The organism is Pontibacter aydingkolensis (assembly GCF_019443125.1).
GTDB classification, from domain to species: Bacteria; Bacteroidota; Bacteroidia; order Cytophagales; family Hymenobacteraceae; genus Pontibacter; species Pontibacter aydingkolensis.
Map to the genome: position 1 here is coordinate 262,226 of NZ_JAHYXK010000002.1, position 19,001 is coordinate 281,226.

General features: G+C 47.5%; 15 protein-coding genes. 7 read left to right on the forward strand and 8 right to left on the reverse strand.

What is annotated here, in order from left to right; all coding sequences use genetic code 11:
- Nucleotides 1–72: 72 nt before the first annotated feature.
- Both K0O23_RS03505 and K0O23_RS03510 read left to right on the forward strand, forming a co-directional pair.
- Nucleotides 73–1,518, forward strand: a complete 1,446-nt coding sequence (locus tag K0O23_RS03505) for an aldehyde dehydrogenase (RefSeq protein ID WP_219876006.1) — start codon at nucleotides 73–75, stop codon at nucleotides 1,516–1,518.
- Between the two features lie 204 nt (nucleotides 1,519–1,722).
- Nucleotides 1,723–2,583 carry a RelA/SpoT domain-containing protein gene (locus K0O23_RS03510; RefSeq protein ID WP_219876007.1) on the forward strand — a complete coding sequence of 287 codons (861 nt, stop codon included), beginning with the start codon at nucleotides 1,723–1,725 and terminating at the stop codon, nucleotides 2,581–2,583.
- Nucleotides 2,584–2,591: 8 nt separating this feature from the next.
- Here the strand turns inward: K0O23_RS03510 and K0O23_RS03515 are convergent, their stop codons facing one another.
- From K0O23_RS03515 to K0O23_RS03530, 4 genes are all read right to left on the reverse strand, one after another.
- Nucleotides 2,592–3,398, reverse strand: coding sequence for a YybH family protein (locus tag K0O23_RS03515; protein WP_219876008.1), 807 nt, complete (start codon nucleotides 3,396–3,398; stop codon nucleotides 2,592–2,594).
- 186 nt (nucleotides 3,399–3,584) lie between these two features.
- Nucleotides 3,585–5,819, reverse strand: a complete 2,235-nt coding sequence (locus tag K0O23_RS03520; RefSeq protein ID WP_219876009.1) for a S9 family peptidase — start codon at nucleotides 5,817–5,819, stop codon at nucleotides 3,585–3,587.
- A gap of 171 nt (nucleotides 5,820–5,990) precedes the next feature.
- Complete coding sequence (locus K0O23_RS03525; RefSeq protein WP_219876010.1) at nucleotides 5,991–7,589, reverse strand: OmpP1/FadL family transporter; 1,599 nt, start codon at nucleotides 7,587–7,589, stop codon at nucleotides 5,991–5,993.
- Complete coding sequence (locus K0O23_RS03530) at nucleotides 7,516–8,733, reverse strand: hypothetical protein (protein WP_219876011.1); 1,218 nt, start codon at nucleotides 8,731–8,733, stop codon at nucleotides 7,516–7,518. Before K0O23_RS03530 ends, K0O23_RS03525 begins: the two co-directional genes overlap by 74 nt.
- A 186-nt stretch (nucleotides 8,734–8,919) precedes the next feature.
- On the opposite strand from K0O23_RS03530, the gene proS reads away from it, so the two are divergent.
- From proS to floA, 3 genes are all read left to right on the forward strand, one after another.
- Nucleotides 8,920–10,398 (forward strand): proline--tRNA ligase, encoded by a 1,479-nt coding sequence (proS, locus tag K0O23_RS03535; protein ID WP_219876012.1) that lies wholly within the window; start codon nucleotides 8,920–8,922, stop codon nucleotides 10,396–10,398.
- A gap of 192 nt (nucleotides 10,399–10,590) precedes the next feature.
- Entirely contained in the window at nucleotides 10,591–11,070 is a 480-nt protein-coding gene (locus K0O23_RS03540) for an NfeD family protein (protein ID WP_219876013.1), read from the forward strand.
- A 5-nt stretch (nucleotides 11,071–11,075) separates the two neighbouring features.
- On the forward strand, nucleotides 11,076–12,056 hold the full coding sequence (gene floA / locus K0O23_RS03545; RefSeq protein WP_219876014.1) for a flotillin-like protein FloA: 981 nt from the start codon (nucleotides 11,076–11,078) through the stop codon (nucleotides 12,054–12,056).
- Between the two features lie 624 nt (nucleotides 12,057–12,680).
- Here floA and K0O23_RS03550 read toward each other — a convergent pair.
- Nucleotides 12,681–13,520, reverse strand: a complete 840-nt coding sequence (locus K0O23_RS03550) for a hypothetical protein (RefSeq protein ID WP_219876015.1) — start codon at nucleotides 13,518–13,520, stop codon at nucleotides 12,681–12,683.
- A gap of 103 nt (nucleotides 13,521–13,623) precedes the next feature.
- On the opposite strand from K0O23_RS03550, the gene K0O23_RS03555 reads away from it, so the two are divergent.
- Nucleotides 13,624–14,607 (forward strand): isopenicillin N synthase family dioxygenase, encoded by a 984-nt coding sequence (locus tag K0O23_RS03555; protein ID WP_219876016.1) that lies wholly within the window; start codon nucleotides 13,624–13,626, stop codon nucleotides 14,605–14,607.
- A gap of 63 nt (nucleotides 14,608–14,670) precedes the next feature.
- A complete protein-coding gene (gene chrA, locus K0O23_RS03560; protein WP_219876017.1) occupies nucleotides 14,671–15,843 on the forward strand; it encodes a chromate efflux transporter in 1,173 nt (390 codons plus the stop codon).
- Nucleotides 15,844–15,913: 70 nt separating this feature from the next.
- Here chrA and rfbA read toward each other — a convergent pair whose 3' ends face one another.
- The 3 genes from rfbA to galE form a co-directional block, all read right to left on the reverse strand.
- Nucleotides 15,914–16,783 carry a glucose-1-phosphate thymidylyltransferase RfbA gene (rfbA, locus tag K0O23_RS03565; RefSeq protein WP_219876018.1) on the reverse strand — a complete coding sequence of 290 codons (870 nt, stop codon included), beginning with the start codon at nucleotides 16,781–16,783 and terminating at the stop codon, nucleotides 15,914–15,916.
- Nucleotides 16,784–16,898: 115 nt separating this feature from the next.
- Nucleotides 16,899–17,948, reverse strand: a complete 1,050-nt coding sequence (rfbB, locus tag K0O23_RS03570) for a dTDP-glucose 4,6-dehydratase (protein WP_219876019.1) — start codon at nucleotides 17,946–17,948, stop codon at nucleotides 16,899–16,901.
- A gap of 2 nt (nucleotides 17,949–17,950) precedes the next feature.
- Entirely contained in the window at nucleotides 17,951–18,988 is a 1,038-nt protein-coding gene (gene galE, locus K0O23_RS03575) for a UDP-glucose 4-epimerase GalE (protein WP_219876020.1), read from the reverse strand.
- Nucleotides 18,989–19,001: the final 13 nt, after the last annotated feature.

A 19,001-nucleotide genomic window follows, 5' to 3' on the forward strand; every position in this document is an offset into this window, starting at 1 on the left:
AGTACAGACATAATTAAAAAAATCCCTGTATCCACCCCCTCCTGTTTTTAAGAGGGGGCAGGGGAGGTAATAATGCAGCACATACATAATTACATAAACGGCCAGTTGGTAATGCCTGTAGCAGGCCAGTATATCGATAACTATAATCCAGCTATTGGCGAAGTATACTCTTTGATTCCGGATTCGGATGAACAGGATGTAGAACAGGCGGTGCAGGCGGCGTTAGCGGCTTTCCCGGCATGGTCTAAAACGCCGGCCGAGAAGCGCGGGCAGATTATAATGCGCATTGCCGACCTGATAGACCAAAACCTGGACCGTCTGGTTGAGGCAGAGTCTGTAGACAATGGCAAGCCGCTGAAGCTGGCTAAGTCGGTGGATATACCGCGGGCCAGCAGCAACATGCGTTTTTACGGCACGGCTATTCAGCATTTTGCTTCGGAGGCGCATTACATGGAAGGGACCGATGCCATAAACTATACTGTGCGTCATCCGCATGGCGTGGTGGGCTGCATATCTCCCTGGAACTTGCCTTTATACTTGTTTACCTGGAAAATTGCCCCTGCCCTTGCCGCCGGAAACTGTGTGGTGGCTAAACCCTCTGAAGTAACACCCATGACTGCCTTTCTGCTGTCTGAGCTTTGTATTGAGGCTGGCTTACCGGCTGGTGTACTCAATATTGTGCACGGCTATGGGCACAAGGTTGGTGCTGCCATGACAGCCCATCCAAAGGTTCCGGTTATCTCGTTTACAGGCGGCACTGCCACCGGGCGAACCATTGCAGCCACAGCTGCACCTATGTTTAAAAAGCTATCGCTGGAACTGGGCGGCAAAAATCCTAATATCATCTTTGCCGACTGCGACTTTAACAACGCGCTGCACACAACCATACATTCGTCATTTGCCAACCAGGGCCAGATTTGCCTATGTGGGTCCCGTATTTTTATAGAAAGACCACTTTATGAGAAATTTCGGGATGCTTTTGTGGAAAAAGTTAAAGCCATGACCGTTGGCGACCCAATGGAAGAAAGCTCGAAAATGGGTGCCGTAGTATCGGAGCAGCATATGCAAAAAGTACTTTCTTACATTGAGCTGGCCAAAGAAGAGGGCGGAACCATACTTACAGGTGGGCACCAGGTACAGGTAGAAGGCCGCTGCAAAAATGGCTGGTTTATCGCCCCTGCCATTATCGAAGGACTATCACCGGAGTGCCGCACCAACACCGAAGAGATCTTTGGCCCTGTGGTTACGCTCATGCCTTTCGACACCGAAGAAGAGGTTATCCAATATGCTAATTGCACCGACTATGGCCTCGCTGCCACCATCTGGACGAACAATTTGCAGCGGGCGCACCGCGTAGCGCACCAGATACATTCCGGCATCATTTGGATAAACACCTGGCTCCTACGCGACCTGCGTACACCTTTCGGCGGCATGAAGAACTCCGGCGTTGGCCGCGAAGGCGGTTTTGAGGCGCTGCGTTTCTTTACTGAACCGCAGAATGTTTGTATAAAGTTGTAGGCGCAAATATTATCCTTGGTTATTAATACGCCTGATGTAGACTTGAAAAGGGCATCTGGAATAACAGCTTTTGTTGCTGTATTTCAGATGCCCTTATTTATGTGCGGTTAGTCATTAGCTACACTTCAAGAACAAGCGTATTGCAACATTTCGCTCCAAAATGGATTATACTTTAATAGGAGGGTTTACTAACGCCCTCATTCTATGCACCCAGATGACCAGCGACATAATATAACGGTACCATTTATACTTTCTATACTTAACGAAAGCGAGGAGGACCTGCGTGCCCAAGGTATAGATGCAGGAAACCTGCTGGCAATCTACAACGACTACATCAGTCGCCGGAGCGAACTGGAAGATATTGCCATATTTATCTCCAACACACTTAAACGGCACAAAGCTGTGTATGGTGTGCAGCACAGAGTAAAAGAACCGTTGCACCTACTCAAAAAGATTATCCGCAAAAAACAGGAATACCCCGACCGTAACCTGAACGCGGAGAACTACCTGGATTACATAAACGACCTGGCTGGGGTGCGCATACTGCACCTGTACAAAGAAGACTGGCATGATATCGGAAACTATATACAGCAGATTTGGGAGCTGAAGCGGGAACCCTATATTTATATTAAAAGTGAAGGTACTTTGCTAACCAACCAGTTTACATCTAGTGCATATAAAGTAATACCCAACGACAGAGGCTATAATGCACAGCACTATATTGCTAAGGTAAAAGCCTGCAGGCAGCAATACTTTGTAGAGATCCAGGTTAAAACGCTGTTCGAAGAGGGCTGGAGCGAAATAGACCACTGCGTGAGATACCCAGACCATGAGCCAAACGAATTACTGCACAGGCTGCTTGGGTTGCTAAATAAATTCACAGCCAGCGCAGATGCGGTTGCCTCCCAAATCCAGGCGCTTTCCGGAGAACTGCACAAGTATAAAAGCGATGCAAAACCAAAAGTAACAACTGCACAGCTCCGCAGCCATATTAATAAACTGCCTGTAGATGAGCAGGAAAAACAGTACCTCTATGCCTGCCTGGATAAGCTAACAAGCCACTAATTCTTCCACTATTTCTTGTCCGGCACCAAGTTATGGGCCACTAGTTTCCATTGCCCATACAGTACTCTCCATACTTTTAGGTAATGGCCTGCCACTTCTCCTTTGCTGGTGGGCTGGGTATAGCTACCATACGTATAGGCCATATCAGCAGCCGGTGAAAGTTCGTGCCCCAAGTTAGTATAAACTACATTTGATGCTGGCTCTATCACACCATCTTTATACTTGTAAGGATACTCTCCGTGACGATAAATTAATGTCTCAGTGAAGTATGGCTGCACTTTTTGCACATCTTTTGAAAGAAGATCTTCCTTTGCGCCTTTTACTTTTTTAGCTTTTGGGTTTGCAGGCGTTGGCTGGTAGGTTTCCTCTTTTAAGAGATTCGGAGAAAAAGAGTTTCCCATATCGATAGCCACTTTCCACTGGCCATCGGGTTGCTTGCCCCACACCGACAAGTAAAACCCTGCCCCTACTACTTTATCGTCCTCAGCGCTTGGCTTAAGTTTATAGGGCCCGGTAGTATAACCCCAGTCCAGGGAGTTGGAGATATCGGCATAGGCTGGATACCAGGATAAATAGGCTGTACTGGCAGGTGCTGCGGCATGAAGCTTTTTTGCATTGGTGGGTTTAGGTGAGAATACCAGGCCGTCCTCAGCCATATGTTCTACAAAAGCATGGTGTAAACCTTTGGCCTCAGAGGTTGCCGAGAAGTTTCGTTCGGCATTGGCGAGGCTTTCAAGTGCTTCGTCGCGGGTTAAGTTCGTAGCCTCGAAAGCGCACAGTAAAAGTGCCAGCAAAAGAAATGCGGTAATCTTCATAGTTTTATGTGTTTGGTGTGGCAAAAAATAAAGCCAAATATAGTTGATATTTACATACTTTCCGTTGTCAATCACCTAAATTTTAAGCACTTATACTTTTATCTTGCTGTTTATATTTGCTGATACGCTACAAACAAAAGGCCCACCGTTTACGGCAGGCCTTTTATACTTTGGTTTATACTTTACTTACTGGTTTTGCTTATCAGTCGGGTTGATCAACTTACGCTCCAAGAAGTTCGTCATCATGTTAAAGCGGTGCAGCGAAGTAATACCACCACCTACGCCGTGGTTACGGTTCGGGTAGTAGAAGCTCTCGAACTGCTTGTTAGCACTGATTAGGGCATCCTGCATAGCCACTGCGTTCTGGAAATGCACGTTATCATCGCCGGTACCGTGGATTAGCAACAGGTCACCCTGCAGTTTATCGGCAAACATCAGCGGAGAATTATCGTCGTAGCCTGCTGCATTTTCCTGTGGTGTTTTCAGGAAACGCTCTGTGTAAATGCTATCGTAGTATCTCCAGCTTGTAACCGGCGCTACAGAAATACCTGCTCTAAACACACCTTCGCCTTTGGTTAAACCCAGCAGCGTCATGTAACCACCAAAGCTGTGGCCCCAGATACCGATGCGGTTCTTGTCTACGTAAGTCTGCTTGCCCAGCCACTTAGCTGCCTCAATCTGGTCTTCTATTTCATACTTACCTAAGTTAGCATAAGTCGATTTCTTAAACTCAGCACCACGGGCACCTGTACCACGGTTATCCACACTTACCACAATCAGGCCTTTATCGGCCAGCACCTGGTACCACAAGTAGTTGTTGCCGCCCCAGCTGTTAGTTACTGTCTGCGAACCCGGACCACCGTACACAAACATCAGCACCGGATACTTTTTGTTCGGGTCAAAGTCCGTTGGTTTGATCATCCAGCCATTCAGTTGTGTGCCGTCTGCAGTCTTCATAGTAAAGAATTCCTGCTTGGCAATATCGTACTGTGCCAGTATGTTCTTCAATTTCTGGTTGTCTTCCAGCACTTTTATCAGCTTGCCGTCTTTGGCAGTATGCAGGCTAACAGTTGTAGGCACATTGGCAGCAGAGTGATAATCAAGGTAGTATTTGTAATCATCACTCATGTTTACGCTGTGTGTGCCGGCTTGCTCGGTAAGACGGGTTTTCTTTTTGCCTTTACTGCTGATGCTGTACAGGTGGCGCTCTAGCGGAGAAACCTCTGTAGACATGTAATACAAGCGATCATTCTTCTCATCATAACCCACATAGCTGCTTACTTCCCAATTGCCGTTCGTTATCTGCCGCACCAGTTTACCGCTCATGTTATACAGGTACAGGTGGTTGAACCCTTTTACCTCAGAAGAGTGGATGAAATGCTTACCGTCTTTCAGGTAAGTAAGGTCATCTGTCACATCGATATAAGCTTTGTCTGTTTCTTTCAGTAGAACATCTGCTTTACCGGTAGTAGCGTTTGCATGCAAAATCTCCAGGGTGTTTTGCAGGCGGTTCATTTTCTGGATAGACAACAGGTTCGGGTTGTATGTCCATTTAATGCGCGGGATATAGATATCAGTCTCGTTGCCGGTGTCCATTTTCACGGTTGTGCCGCTGGTTATATCATACACCGATACTTTTACTTTTGAGTTTGCCTCGCCTGCTTTCGGGTATTTAAACTTGTAGTCCTGCGGGTAAAGATCGCCCCACATCTGCATGTTAAACTCCGGCACGCTGGTCTCGTCAAAAGTATAGAAAGCTATCTTCTTACCGTCCGGCGACCAATGGAAGCCCTGCGCAAACGAGAACTCCTCTTCGTAAACCCAGTCCGCATACCCGTTGATGATGGAGTTATACTTGCCATCATTTGTGATCTGCGTTTCCTTCATGTTGCTCAGGTCCACCACAAACATATTGCCTTCTCGGGCAAAAGCCACACGCTTCGCATCTGGAGAAAAGGTGGCATACATTTGCTTTCCGCCATCGCTAAGCTTAGTTAGTTTTTTAGACGCAATATCGTAAATGTAGAAATCGGCTTTTGAAGAACGGCGGTAGATCTGCTCGCGGTTAGTAGAGAAAAGCACCTTCTGCTCATCTGAACTAAAAGTATAACCGTCATACTTTATAGGTGTATTGCTACCTTCCGGCTTCAGGTTCTCGCCCTCAATAATGGTGGCTACTGGCTTACCGGTTGTTACATCATACTTTACAATGTCGTTTACCTTGTTTTGCTCGTCCTGCTCCTGCGAGCTGTAGTAACGGCCATCGTTCATCCATTTTACACCATACACCGACTGGGCGCGGAATGTGCCCTTGCGATAGATATCCTCCAGTGTGATGTCTTTTTTCTGCTGCGCCTGTGCCATAAAAGCGAAGCAAAGAAGCATAGCAGCTAAAAGGTTTGTTTTGAGTTTGATATACATACGATTTGTTTAGTGTTTACTTGAGCCTACTAATTTATCAGAATATTATTGTTTCGCCATAGATTGGAGCCAAAACCATACCCGCCCACGCGTAAAAGGAAATTAAAATCCAGAAAAGTATAAAAAAAGGCAGCCTTACCAGACTGCCCTTAACAACTAAACCAATTTAATTTAAAAATTGTAGCCAAATGTAAGCATTACTGTAGATAGCTTTTCCCTGATATCGACTACAGGTTGATCGCCGTTATCCAACGTGAAAGGTGAGTAGCGGCTATCGCCTGTACTTCTCACATAAGCCAGGTCGGCATAATAATTTTTAAGGCGTACACCTGCACCAGCCGTATAGGAATTTATACCTCCATCAAAAGATGCGTTCTTGTAAGGGTTGCCATTGTGCGCAAATCCTGCTCGCAGCCTGAACACATCAAAGCGGCCCTCAGCACCAATCCTATAGTTAACCGCCGACTGGTATGTGTTAGAAATTCGGCTGTTTACGTCGTTAAAATAATCGTTGGCAGTGGCAAAATCATCATCACTCTCAGAGTACCTAATGTTGCTGTAGTTCACAAATTCCACATCAGCAGTTACAAAGCCATACTTGCCGATAAAGCCTGCCGCCCCTAATGTTGCCCTAAAGGGTGTTGTCAGGTTATAGGTAAATTCACCAGGAAGTTCTATAGCACTTTCTGTCGGGCCATCGTCGTAAGATGCATACAGGGAGCGCTGGTAGGTATCCGTAAAAGTATAAGCTGTAGGAGTCTGTAAAGAAAGGCCTAAGCGCAGCGCATCAGTCGGCCTGTAAATAGCTCCCACTTTCAGGTTTATACCTGCGCCACGCGTGGTAAACTCGTCACGCAGTTCCAGATCGGTAAAGGCCGTGTTCGTACTGGTTTCGGATTCGCGGTAAATGCTTTCCTGCGTAAAGTTTGATGTAACAATTCCTACGGATGCACCTAGGTATAACCTATCTTTATAACTTGTACCAACGCCAATATCAAACTGGTTTTGAGAGCCCCTGCGCCGGATATCTTCCCGCTCTAAAATCTGTCCTTCTCTAAACAGCGGCACCACTACTTCGTTACCATTGTCGTCTTCTATCACATCGATCAGGTAAGCGCCAAAAGCCAGCCCTTCCAGCGTAGTAAATCCGTTACTGAATTCACCATTCAGCTCATCGAGGGTAACACCTTTCCTATTTGCCTGCTCTGCAAAGTACTCTACTATGGTAGACTGGTCTGAGGCTGCTATGTTGCTGTAGGAAAGACGCTGGTTAAAGTTATTAAGCCTTGTAAAGCTGATACCCAAGTTGGCACCTGTCCAGTCGCTGCTTTCGTTGTTTCTTCTGTTGCCTATTACCAGGGCAGCATGCGGTATACTTAATGCATTCTGGTCAGTAGACTGCGTCAGACCTCCTACTTTTGTTTGTGTGCTGTTAAACTGCAAGCCTGGGCTGATGCTAAACTCTGATCTGCGGAACATTCCCAAGCCAGCAGGGTTAGACGCAATGTTAGAAATATCTGCACCAAGTGCCGACTGAGCGCCTCCTATACCTTGTATTCGTGCAGAGCCGTTTATTCCGAATCGGGTGTAGCGCAGGGCATCTACCTCGTTCTGGGCAAAGGCGCTGCCTGCCCAGCCCAGCGTAAGCGCCAGGCTGGCCAAAAATAGCTTATGTATATTCATGGGTGTATCTAGGTTATTGTCCTCTTCTTGGGCGGCCGCTGCTGCCGCTGTTGTTGCTTCCGGATGATGAGCTGCTGCTGCTTTCACGCCTTACTTCACTGGAGCGGGAAGGTTGCGAACTTTCGCGGCGCTGCTCATAAGTTGGCCTTGTTCGAACAGGGGTTTCGCGTTGCTGTTGCTGTGGTACACTATTCTGGCGAACCCGCTGTCTGCTTTCCGTTGATCTCGGCGTTGGCGTATACTCACGTGTACGGCGTTCTGTTGGCTGTATCACACGGCGCTCGTTCTGCTGCTGCTGGCGCTGTTGCTCACCTACGTTTGCCGGCTGTCGTGTACTACGGCTTCTGCCCTGGCTTGGATCATAATACTCTGTGCGGCTTGGGCGTGCCGGCAATGATGTCTTGGTTTCAGTGCCTGTTGCAGGCGACCCTACCACATCACTGGAACGCGACGGACGGGAAGGTCTTGCATTTTCTGTTCCGGTTATATCGCCCTGGTAAGCCTCGCCTCTAACAGGTCTGCCGCCATTGCCTCTGTTGCCATCAGTAACTACAGCACCACGTGCATCGCGTGGGCCATACTGGGTTTTAACCCTGTTACCAATCACGATAGGCCTGTCATAAACCCAGTAGTTATTGCCATAGCCATAGTAGTTGCTGTAGTGCCCGCCATAGAAGCCATGGTAATATGGGTTGTTAGGATACCAGCGACTATGGTATGGATAAGGCCTTCCCCAGCCTCCCCAGCCATAATTATAGCTGATCATGATAGAGATACCGCTGTTCCAGTAAGGCCTGCGGTAAAACGGATCATGAAAGAATGGGTCGTAGTAAAAAGGATCGTAGAATGGGTCATAAAAAGCCATGTTACGACGACTATATGCATAGTGGCGTGGTGTGTAGGCGCTTCCCCAATAAGGATCTACATAAGAGTAATTTGGTTGGTACCAGTTATCGCGCGGGTTATAAGTGCGTCCGTCATAGTACTCATCGGCATAGTAATCATCCGTAACAGCGTTACTGCCTTGTGCGTATGTTTGCCTTTGTACTTCGTTATCTGTTTCAGTCAGCCCGTTATAAGCTGTTGCTTCCGGCTCTAAATAAGTAGTTTTATCGGAAGAGCTATAATACATATCGTCGTACTCCGTGGATTGCATTGCCGTAGGACTGCTGCAGCCCAGCGCCAATAACGCAAGAGCAGGAGCAAGTATGTATATCGTAAATTTTTTCATGGCCGTCTCTGTTGTAAATTCTTCTATATCAAAGATAAACACACAAGGGCGCAAATCCTTATCAATAGTCTAATATATTAAACGTATTTTTGAGCCAGAATGATATCAGACTCCGATCCTAATTGGAGCAAATATTATTCCAAAAGCATTAATCATTAGCGATATAATATAAATTTTTGTAAAAACATGAGCAAAGGGTTACCAAAAAGAAGCGAAGACTACTCCTTATGGTATAACGAGCTGGTAAAAAAAGCGGGCCTGGCAGAAAATTCTGCGGTGCGTGGCTGTATGGTCATCAAACCTTACGGCTTTGCCATTTGGGAGAAAATGCAGCGTGTGCTGGACGATATGTTTAAAGCGACAGGCCACCAGAATGCATACTTCCCGCTGTTTGTACCCAAAAGCTTATTTGAAGCCGAGGAGCAGAACGCCGAAGGTTTTGCAAAGGAATGTGCTGTGGTTACGCATTACCGCTTGCAGGCAGACCCGGATAAACCAGGCAAACTGCGTGTAGACCCTAATGCTAAACTCGAGGAAGAGCTGATTGTACGCCCTACATCAGAGGCTGTGATCTGGAACACCTATAAAGGCTGGATACAAAGTTACCGTGACCTGCCTTTGCTTATTAACCAGTGGGCAAACGTGGTGCGCTGGGAAATGCGTACGCGCCTGTTCCTGCGCACGGCTGAGTTCCTGTGGCAAGAGGGCCATACTGCGCACGCTACTGCAGAAGAAGCAGTAGAGGAAACTGTAAAGATGATGAACGTGTACGCCGATTTTGCTGAGCAGTACATCGCACTCCCGGTTATCAGAGGTGTTAAAACACCTAGTGAGCGGTTTGCCGGCGCCCTAGATACTTACTGCATCGAAGGCTTAATGCAGGATGGCAAGGCGTTGCAGGCAGGAACATCGCACTTCCTGGGCCAGAATTTCGCAAAGGCTTTTGATGTAAAGTTTGCTACCAAAGACGGCGGCCTGGAGCACGTATGGGGAACATCGTGGGGTGTGAGCACGCGTTTAATGGGTGCATTGGTGATGGCTCACTCTGACGATGAAGGACTTGTATTACCTCCTAACCTGGCTCCTGTTCAGGTGGTGATCGTGCCTATTTACAAAGGCGAAGAGCAACTGGCACAGATAAGCGAGAAGGTAAACCAACTAAAGCGTGAACTGGAGGCAAAAGGCGTCAGCGTGAAGTATGACGACCGCGATACCGAGCGCCCTGGCTTTAAGTTTGCCGAGTGGGAACTGAAAGGTGTGCCGGTGCGCATAGCCATCGGTGCCCGCGACCTGGAAAACGGAACCGCCGAAGTTGCCCGCCGCGATACCAAAGAGAAAAGCACACAGCAATTTGCCGGCCTGGCCGATTATATACCTGCTTTGCTTGACGAGATCCAGAAAAATATCTTCGAAAAAGCACTTGCCTTCCGTGAAGAGCATACTACTAAAGTAGACACTTACGAGGAATTTAAGGATGTACTGGAGAACAAAGGCGGTTTTGTACTGGCACATTGGGATGGCACCCCGGAAACAGAAGAGCGTATTAAAGAAGAGACAAAGGCTACTATTCGCTGCATTGCCTTAAACACTCCGGACGAAGACGGCGTGGACATGCTTACAGGAAAACCAAGCAAGCAGCGCGTATACTTTGCCAAAGCGTACTAATTGCTAATTGCTGATTGTTTATCAGCAAAACAAAAGCGCCACCTCCTTATCTGGGAAGTGGCGCTTTTGTTTTTTTATCGTTACGCTAAATTTAATTTAGTATTAACCCTATATATTTTATACTTCATCAGCAATTAACAATCGCCAATGAGCAATTAATTTGCTATATTTACTCATACAAGTTCCTGACTTATGCTATTAGACTGGATTACAGTTGTTTTGCTTATCGGCATTGGCCTTCTGCTTATAATAGTGGAGTTGATTTTTGTGCCGGGCACTACCATTGTTGGCATACTAGGCTTTGTGCTTACGTGCATTGGCATCTGGATAGGGTATGCAGCCCTTGGTACAACTACCGGGCATGTTATACTTGCAGCAACGGTTTTAATTGGCGCCCTGGCTTTTGTGTATAGTTTCAGGTCAGACAGCTGGACCCGCTTTGCACTTAAAAACCAGCACCGCAGCCGCGTAAACGATGAGAACCCGCATACTTTAGCAATAGGGGATGTTGGAAGAACTATATCTGCTCTGCGCCCGCAGGGAACAGCCGTTTTTGGAGATCGCCACCACGAAGTACAAACAAAAGGTGAGTTTTTGCCGCCTAATACCTCTATTCACATTATCAAGCTCAATCAAAATAAAATCACAGTAGAAGAAAGTAAGCTAACCTAACCCAGATGGAAAATTTGTCCTTATTGCTTTTAATTGCCGGAGGTATTATCCTCCTCATGATCTTTTTATACTTTGTTCCGATCAGCCTTTGGATCACAGCCCTGTTTTCGGGTGTTAGAGTAGGCTTACTGGAGCTGGTATTTATGCGTATCCGTAAAGTGCCGCCAAGCCTTATCGTAAACTCCATGATCAACTCTACAAAGGCTGGCATCGATCTTACAACTACCGAACTGGAAACACACTACCTGGCGGGTGGCAATGTACCAACCGTGATTAAAGCCCTTATATCTGCTGACAAGGCAAATATTCCGCTTTCGTTTAAACAGGCAACCGCCATAGACCTGGCCGGCCGTAACGTGTTCGAGGCGGTAACTACATCGGTAAACCCAAAAGTGATCAACACGCCAAACGTAGCTGCTGTGGCACAGGATGGTATTCAATTGATCGCAAAAGCACGCGTTACCGTACGCGCCAACATTAATCAGTTAGTGGGTGGTGCCGGCGAAGAAACCATACTTGCCCGTGTTGGAGAAGGTATTGTAACTTCAATCGGTTCTTCTACCTCACACAAAAGCGTACTCGAAAACCCGGACATCATATCTAAGCTGGTTTTACAGAAAGGCCTGGATGCCGGTACTGCTTACGAAATCCTGTCTATTGATATTGCCGATATCGATGTTGGTGAAAACATTGGTGCCAAGCTACAGATAGACCAGGCCGGAGCCGATTTAAAAGTCGCTGAAGCCAAAGCAGAAGAACGTCGTGCCATGGCCGTAGCCGTAGAGCAGGAAATGAAAGCCAAAGCACAGGAAGCCCGTGCTAACGTAATTCAGGCAGAAGTTGAGATTCCGCAGGCAATTGCCGCCGCTTTCCGTAGCGGTAACCTGGGTATTATGGATTATTATAAAATGCAAAACATCCAGTCGGATACTGATATGCGAAATTCTATTGCCGGCCCTGGCGCTTCTCAAAAGCCTAAAGAATAACCAGGTTTATACTTTAACCAAAACGGCCACATCTTTATAAGGTGTGGCCGTTTTGGTTTTATACTTCTACTATATACTTTATCTATTTCTGGCGCAGGTATCCAACCTGTGACGCTGGGTGTGAATATTCTGGTCTTCTTATTTTGTCATCTTGGAAAGACCCTGGTAGAAGGGAGGTCAAGCAATAGCTATAACACACCTTTAATCCTCTCAAGCTACATTTAGGCCACAAGTGTAAATCAGCAATCCTATTACTAGCTCAAATCTTGCCCTATTTAAAGCAATGAGATGAATTCTCGGAGCACTAATTGATATGTGCTCCAACTGTCGTAGCTCTTTATTTGAGGGCTTCTATCCACAGAGAGGAATTCCTTATCTGCTGTTTCTAAAGTATAATTTTTAACATTTTGCCTGGCCATGTCCCTACGCCCCTCTAAAAACGAGTCAAATATCTTTTAATTTCAGAAGCTCAATCCGCTAAAGTGTCCGCTTAACCTCCCTTATACCAAGATCCTTAACAGGATGACAGGAAAAAGATTAACAGATTGATGTTATTCATACCTAAAACAAAGCCGCCTGCCCTGATTTAACTCAGAACAGGCGGCTTTTATACTTTATACTTTGTTATTCAGCTCTTAAAGTAAAGGTGCGGGTTACACTATTATATGGTCCAGGTATCAGGCTGCCATTGTTATCTATCAGCTCCAGCTTAATGGTGTTCTCACCCATTGGCAGGCCTTCCATAATGTGTGGCATCCACTTGTCAAGTATAAACTCGGTACCGTTAATGGTAGCGCGCACTTTGTTACCTGTTTGCGACAAGTTGGTGTTTACCAGGTAAAAGTCCAGCATTACCTGTTCAGTGTCTTTACCCACATACTCGCCTTTAGGGCGGCTGTAGAACATGTGCGGCGCGTTCATATCAAACTCCATACGCTCTGCTGGCTTCCCGGCAGTTACCATGCGCAGGTCATAAGCACCTTTATGCTTTAAACTCTCATGGTAAGATCTTGACAGGAAAGACAAAATTACGTGATCACCTTCTGCTAACTCCTTGGTAAACTCAGTAGTATAATGTGCCGTGTATGGCTCGTTATCTACAATATTGTGAATGTGCTGCCCTTCCTGCGAATTCGCCATGTGCTCTGCATTGGAGTGTGGCGTCATGCGGGTAAGCTGGTAATTAGACAGGTCATAGTCAAACTGAACCGGGCCGGCTTCTACTACGCCTCCTGCTGGTGGCACATTAAGTCGTATTTGAGACTCAGGATATTGCTGGGAGTCGTTAAAGGCAAACACACGCAGGCCATTTTTGCTCATAACAGCACCTGTAGGTGTTGGACCTCCGCCTCTAACCGAGGTTGCAGGGCTCTGAGATTCATTTTCCTGTGTTTGACGGGTGGTATCACAGGCAGAAAAACCCAGCATCAGCGCCGAGGCCAGTAACAAATACGTTCTTTTCATTTAATTATGGTTTGGTTAGCGAATCAGCTAATTTAACGATTTTATTTTTTTCGTATATTGCGAACTACGTGTAGAAAACAAAAAAGTATACAGAAATAACTATATGAGCGAGATTTTGTTTGACGAGGTTCCTTCCCTGGATTTGGCGGATTTCACATCAGGTGATGCGGATAGAAGGGCTCGGTTTGTAAAACAACTGGGCGATGCGTACCAGAACATAGGTTTTATTGCTTTGCGCAACCACGGCCTTAGCGATGACTTAACCCAAAAACTGTATGCTGCTACTCAAAAATTCTTTGCCTTGCCAGACGAGGTAAAAGAAAAGTATGAAAACCCTGAACTGGCTGGCCAGCGTGGCTACGTAGGTAAAGGAAAAGAAAAAGCCAAAGGCTTTAACACCGGCGACTTAAAAGAGTTTTACCATGTGGGTCAGGATAAAAATGTTATTCCGGATAACGACCCTATAAAACAAGAATACCCTGACAACATCTTCCCAGCGGAGGTTCCGGAGTTTGAAGAAGTAACTTTAGAAGCTTATAGAAGACTAGAGGCTGCAGGAAAAGAAGTGTTGCGCGCCATTGCCATTCACCTTGGCCTGGACGAGAATTACTTTGATGATAAAGTAAAGTATGGTAACAGCATTCTGCGCCCTATCCACTACTTCCCTATCGAGAACCCGGACAGCGTACCAGCTGATGCTGTTCGTGCAGCAGAGCACGGCGACATTAACCTAATCACGCTGCTGATGGGTGCCAGCGCAGACGGTTTGCAGGTACTTCGCCGCGATGGCCAGTGGATTCCGATCACGGCTTTGCCAGAGCAGGTAGTAGTGAACGTAGGCGACATGATGGCACGCTTAACAAACAACAAACTGAAGTCTACTATTCACCGTGTGGTTAACCCGCCGCGCGAACTGATGCATACTTCACGTTTCTCTATTCCGTTCTTTATGCACCCGCGTTCCGAAATGGACCTGACCTGCCTGGAGAGTTGCATAGACGAGAAAAACCCGAAAGCTTACCCGGATGCAACAGCAGGTGAGTACCTGAACGAGCGCCTTGTAGAGCTTGGACTAAAAAAAGCATAAGTATTTATGCAATAAATTAAAGAGAGATAGCGAAAGCTGTCTCTCTTTTTTTATTTTTATAGGATGAGTTTGCGCTATTACATCTTTCTGAAGGACGTTTTGGTCCTGGCCCTTACTGCTTTTGGAGGGCCACAGGCGCATATTGCTCTTATGTTTAAATTACTGGTAGATAATCGGAAGTATCTCACTGAACAGGAATTAATAGAACTAAACGCGCTTTGCTCTATTTTACCCGGGCCTACCTCTACCCAAACGATAACAGCCATAGGCTTTAAAATAGGAGGTCCTAACCTTGCTTACCTTACCCTGTTAATCTGGATAACCCCTGCTGCTACCATTATGGCTATAGCCGCTATTGGTATTTCTTACCTGCAAGACCAGGGTATCTCGCTTAAATTTCTGAATTTTATTCAGCCGATGGCGGTGGGCTTTGTAGCTTATGCCGCTTACATGATCAGCTCAAAAGTGGTAAACACGAAGACCGGTATTGTGTTGATGATGATCTCGGCCATACTTGCTTACTTCTTTAGTTCGCCGTGGGTGTTACCGCTTTTGCTTATAGCAGGCGGAGCCATTACAGCACTCAGATTCAGGCAGCACCCCGAGGAGAAGGATAAGAAGCTAAAGATACAATGGGCCAACTTTATACTTTATGTAGGGGTATTGATAACTGCTGCGGTACTTGGTGCATTTACCTCGTCGTTGCCGGTGCGATTATTCGAGAACTTTTACCGGAACGGCAGCCTTGTTTTTGGCGGCGGCCAGGTGCTTATCCCGCTGCTTTATTCCGAGTTCGTAGATTTTAAGCATTATCTTACCGGCGAGGAGTTTCTCTCTGGTTATGCTATTGTACAAGCTTTGCCAGGACCCACTTTCTCTTTCACTTCTTTTATCGGTAACCTGGCCATGCGCAGGTTTGGCATTCCGGGCCAGCTGTTAGGCTCTTTTGTAGCTACAGTAGGCATCTTTCTGCCAGGCACTTTTCTGATCTTCTTTGTAATCCGGTTTTGGGATGAGCTTAAAAAGTATAGAGTAGTGCGTGCATCACTGGAGGGTATAAGTGCAGTCAGCTCTGGCATGGTGGTGGCCGCAGCTATACTTCTCTACCATCCCATCGATAATACCATACTTAACTTTAGCATTGTGGTAGTTACTTTTGCGCTACTTACTTTTACCAAGATACCGCCGCCTATACTTATACTTACCGGTTTACTAATGGGCTTTGTGATTTATTAAGTGCGGGCTATAAAAGTATAAACCCGGCTCAGAATGTTCTGGCCGGGTTTATACTTTGCTATGCTTTACACTAAAACTGCTCTTTCAGGATGCTCAACAAATAATCGCCGTAGCCGCTTTTCCTTAATGGCTCTGCAATACGCTGCAGCTGCTCTGCATTTATAAAGCCCATGCGATAGGCCACCTCCTCAATACAGCCGATCTTCAGGCCCTGCCGTTCCTCTATCACCTGCACAAACGTGGCCGCCTGCATCAGCGACTGTATCGTGCCGGTGTCCAGCCAGGCGGTGCCTCTGTCCAGGATGCCCACCTTTAGTTTGCCCCTGCGCAAATACTCCTTGTTCACGTCGGTTATCTCGTACTCGCCGCGCGCGCTCGGCTCCAGGTTCTTGGCTATCTCCACCACGTCGTTGTCGTAGTAGTAGAGGCCCGGCACCGCGTAGTTGGACTTCGGCTGCTTCGGCTTCTCCTCTATCGAGATCACGTTATTGCTCTTGTCGAACTCGACCACGCCGTAGCGCTCCGGGTCGTGCACATGGTAGGCGTACACCACGCCGCCGTCCGGGTTGTTGTTGGCCTGCAGCAGCTTGCTCATGCCCGAGCCGTAGAAAATGTTGTCGCCAAGTACAAGTGCTACTTTATCTTTACCAATAAACTCCTCGCCGATAACGAAAGCCTGTGCCAAGCCATTAGGTACTTCCTGTACTTTGTAGCTGAAACTGCACCCGATCTGGCTGCCGTCGCCCAGCAGGCGCTCGAACATCGGCAAATCGTGCGGCGTCGAGATGATGAGTATCTCCCTGATTCCGGATAGCATCAGCGTGGCCAGCGGGTAGTAGATCATCGGCTTGTCGTAGATCGGCATCAGCTGCTTGCTCACGGCCAGCGTGAGCGGGTGAAGCCTTGTGCCGGAGCCCCCGGCAAGTATAATTCCTTTCATGTATTTCGTTGTTCGTTACTAGTTACTCGTTGCTCGATTCGTGTTGACCGTTTTAAGCTAGCTGCTAATCCCTTATAGCAATCCTCAAAAACGATTAACGATCACCGAGCAACGATTAACGACGTTCATACTGCTCCTCGTAGTAGTCGCGGTAGTGGCCGGAGGTCACGTTCTCGAGCCACTCGGTGTTCTCCAGGTACCAGTCCACGGTTTTGCTCAGGCCCTCCTCAAAGGTAACCGACGGTTTCCAGCCCAGCTCGTCCATCAGCTTGGATGAGTCGATGGCGTAGCGCAGGTCGTGGCCGGCGCGGTCCTTCACAAACGTGATCAGACTTCTGGAGTGGCCCTTCTCACGGCCCAGCTTCTCGTCCATCTGGTCGCAGAGCAACTCTATCAGGTCCAGGTTCTTCCACTCGTTCACGCCGCCGATGTTGTAGGTGTCGCCCACCTTGCCCTCATGGAAGATCACATCGATGGCACGGGCGTGGTCCAGCACGTAGAGCCAGTCACGCACGTTCTCCCCTTTTCCGTATACAGGTACCGGCTTCTCGTTCTTGATGTTGTTGATGGCCAGCGGGATCAGCTTCTCGGGGAAGTGGTTCGGGCCGTAGTTGTTGGAGCAGTTCGATATCTTGATCGGCAAGCCGTAGGTATGGTACCAGGCGCGCACGAAGTGGTCGGAGCTGGCCTTGGACGCTGAGTACGGGGAGCGCGGGTCGTATGGCGTCTCCTCCGTGAACAGTCCGTCCTCGCCCAAAGAGCCGTACACCTCGTCTGTTGAGATGTGGTAAAACAGGTGCTTGCCCAAGTCATCGGCCCAGTGCTTTTTGGCTGTGTTCAGCAGGTTCACCGTTCCGATCATGTTTGTCTGCACAAAGGCAAGCGGGTCGGCAATGGAGCGGTCCACGTGCGACTCGGCCGCCAGGTGGATCACGGCATCGAACTTATACTCTGAGAAGATGTCCTCTATAAAGTCGGCGTCCACGATGTCGCCTTTCAGGAAAGTATAGTTCTCCCTCTCCTCGATGTCAGTCAGGTTGGCCAGGTTGCCGGCGTAGGTCAGCTTGTCGAGGTTGTAGATCCGGTAGTTGGGGTATTTGGTAACGAACAGGCGCACCACATGCGAGCCGATAAAGCCGGCGCCGCCAGTAATCAATATCTTCATAGCTATACTTTTGCTGGTTCTTTTTGAAGGGATAATTGCCAGTCCCAGGCGCTTTTCATGGCCTCTTCCAGTGTGCTGGTTGTTCTAAAGCCCAGTACCTCGGTTGCCCTGGTTACATCGGCATATATTTTTGGCACATCACCTACGCGGCGCGGGCCTATTTTATAGTTCAGCTTTTCGCCGGTTGCTTTCTCGAATGCCTGTACAGCCTCTAGTACGGTGTTCCCGGTGCCTGTTCCCACATTATAGAATTCTATACTTTCAGCTTTACCCTCCAGCAATCTTGCCACTGCCGTAACGTGTGCCTTAGCTAAGTCTACCACATGTATGTAATCGCGAATGCATGTTCCGTCCGCTGTATCATAATCGTTACCGAAGATGGTTAACTGCTCTCTGATACCGGCTGCTGTCTGTGTGATAAAGGGCACCAGGTTATTAGGTACCCCAAGCGGCAACTCGCCTATTTTAGCAGATGGGTGTGCTCCAATCGGGTTGAAATAACGCAGGGCTATACTTTTAACATTGCTCCCGCTGGTTGCCAGATCCGTCAGAATCTCTTCGCACATTTTCTTAGTGTTGCCGTACGGAGAATTTGCTTTCTGCACAGGAGTTTGTTCTGTAACAGGTAGCTTATCCGGAATACCATACACCGTGCACGACGAAGAAAACACCAGGTTGTATACTTTGCGCTCCTCCATTACCTGCAGCAGCGTTACCAAAGAGCCTACGTTGTTCTGGTAATACTTCAGCGGCTCCGCCACCGACTCGCCAACAGCTTTATAAGCAGCGAAATGGATAACCCCTTTAATGTCCTGCTCCTGCTCAAATACACCGCGTAGGGCGTTTGCATCATTACAGTCTATTCTGTGGCACACTACTTCACGGCCAAGTATAGACTCAATTCCTTTCAGGGCACTCTCCTCTGAGTTAGAGAAGTTATCAACAATAATTGGTTCGTAACTGGCCTCTACTAATTCTACAACAGTATGTGAGCCAATGTAGCCCGCGCCACCGGTTACAAGTATTTTTTCTTTTGCCAAAATCTTAAAGTTT

Coding starts and splice junctions, on each gene's coding strand:
- chrA (WP_219876017.1), top strand. CDS start 14,671: ATGAGTTTGCGCTATTACATCTTTCTGAAGGACGTTTTGGTCCTGGCC.
- K0O23_RS03510 (WP_219876007.1), top strand. CDS start 1,723: ATGCACCCAGATGACCAGCGACATAATATAACGGTACCATTTATACTT.
- K0O23_RS03505 (WP_219876006.1), top strand. CDS start 73: ATGCAGCACATACATAATTACATAAACGGCCAGTTGGTAATGCCTGTA.
- K0O23_RS03515 (WP_219876008.1), bottom strand. CDS start 3,398: ATGAAGATTACCGCATTTCTTTTGCTGGCACTTTTACTGTGCGCTTTC.
- rfbA (WP_219876018.1), bottom strand. CDS start 16,783: ATGAAAGGAATTATACTTGCCGGGGGCTCCGGCACAAGGCTTCACCCG.
- proS (WP_219876012.1), top strand. CDS start 8,920: ATGAGCAAAGGGTTACCAAAAAGAAGCGAAGACTACTCCTTATGGTAT.
- K0O23_RS03550 (WP_219876015.1), bottom strand. CDS start 13,520: ATGAAAAGAACGTATTTGTTACTGGCCTCGGCGCTGATGCTGGGTTTT.
- K0O23_RS03555 (WP_219876016.1), top strand. CDS start 13,624: ATGAGCGAGATTTTGTTTGACGAGGTTCCTTCCCTGGATTTGGCGGAT.
- K0O23_RS03520 (WP_219876009.1), bottom strand. CDS start 5,819: ATGTATATCAAACTCAAAACAAACCTTTTAGCTGCTATGCTTCTTTGC.
- rfbB (WP_219876019.1), bottom strand. CDS start 17,948: ATGAAGATATTGATTACTGGCGGCGCCGGCTTTATCGGCTCGCATGTG.
- floA (WP_219876014.1), top strand. CDS start 11,076: ATGGAAAATTTGTCCTTATTGCTTTTAATTGCCGGAGGTATTATCCTC.
- K0O23_RS03540 (WP_219876013.1), top strand. CDS start 10,591: ATGCTATTAGACTGGATTACAGTTGTTTTGCTTATCGGCATTGGCCTT.
- K0O23_RS03530 (WP_219876011.1), bottom strand. CDS start 8,733: ATGAAAAAATTTACGATATACATACTTGCTCCTGCTCTTGCGTTATTG.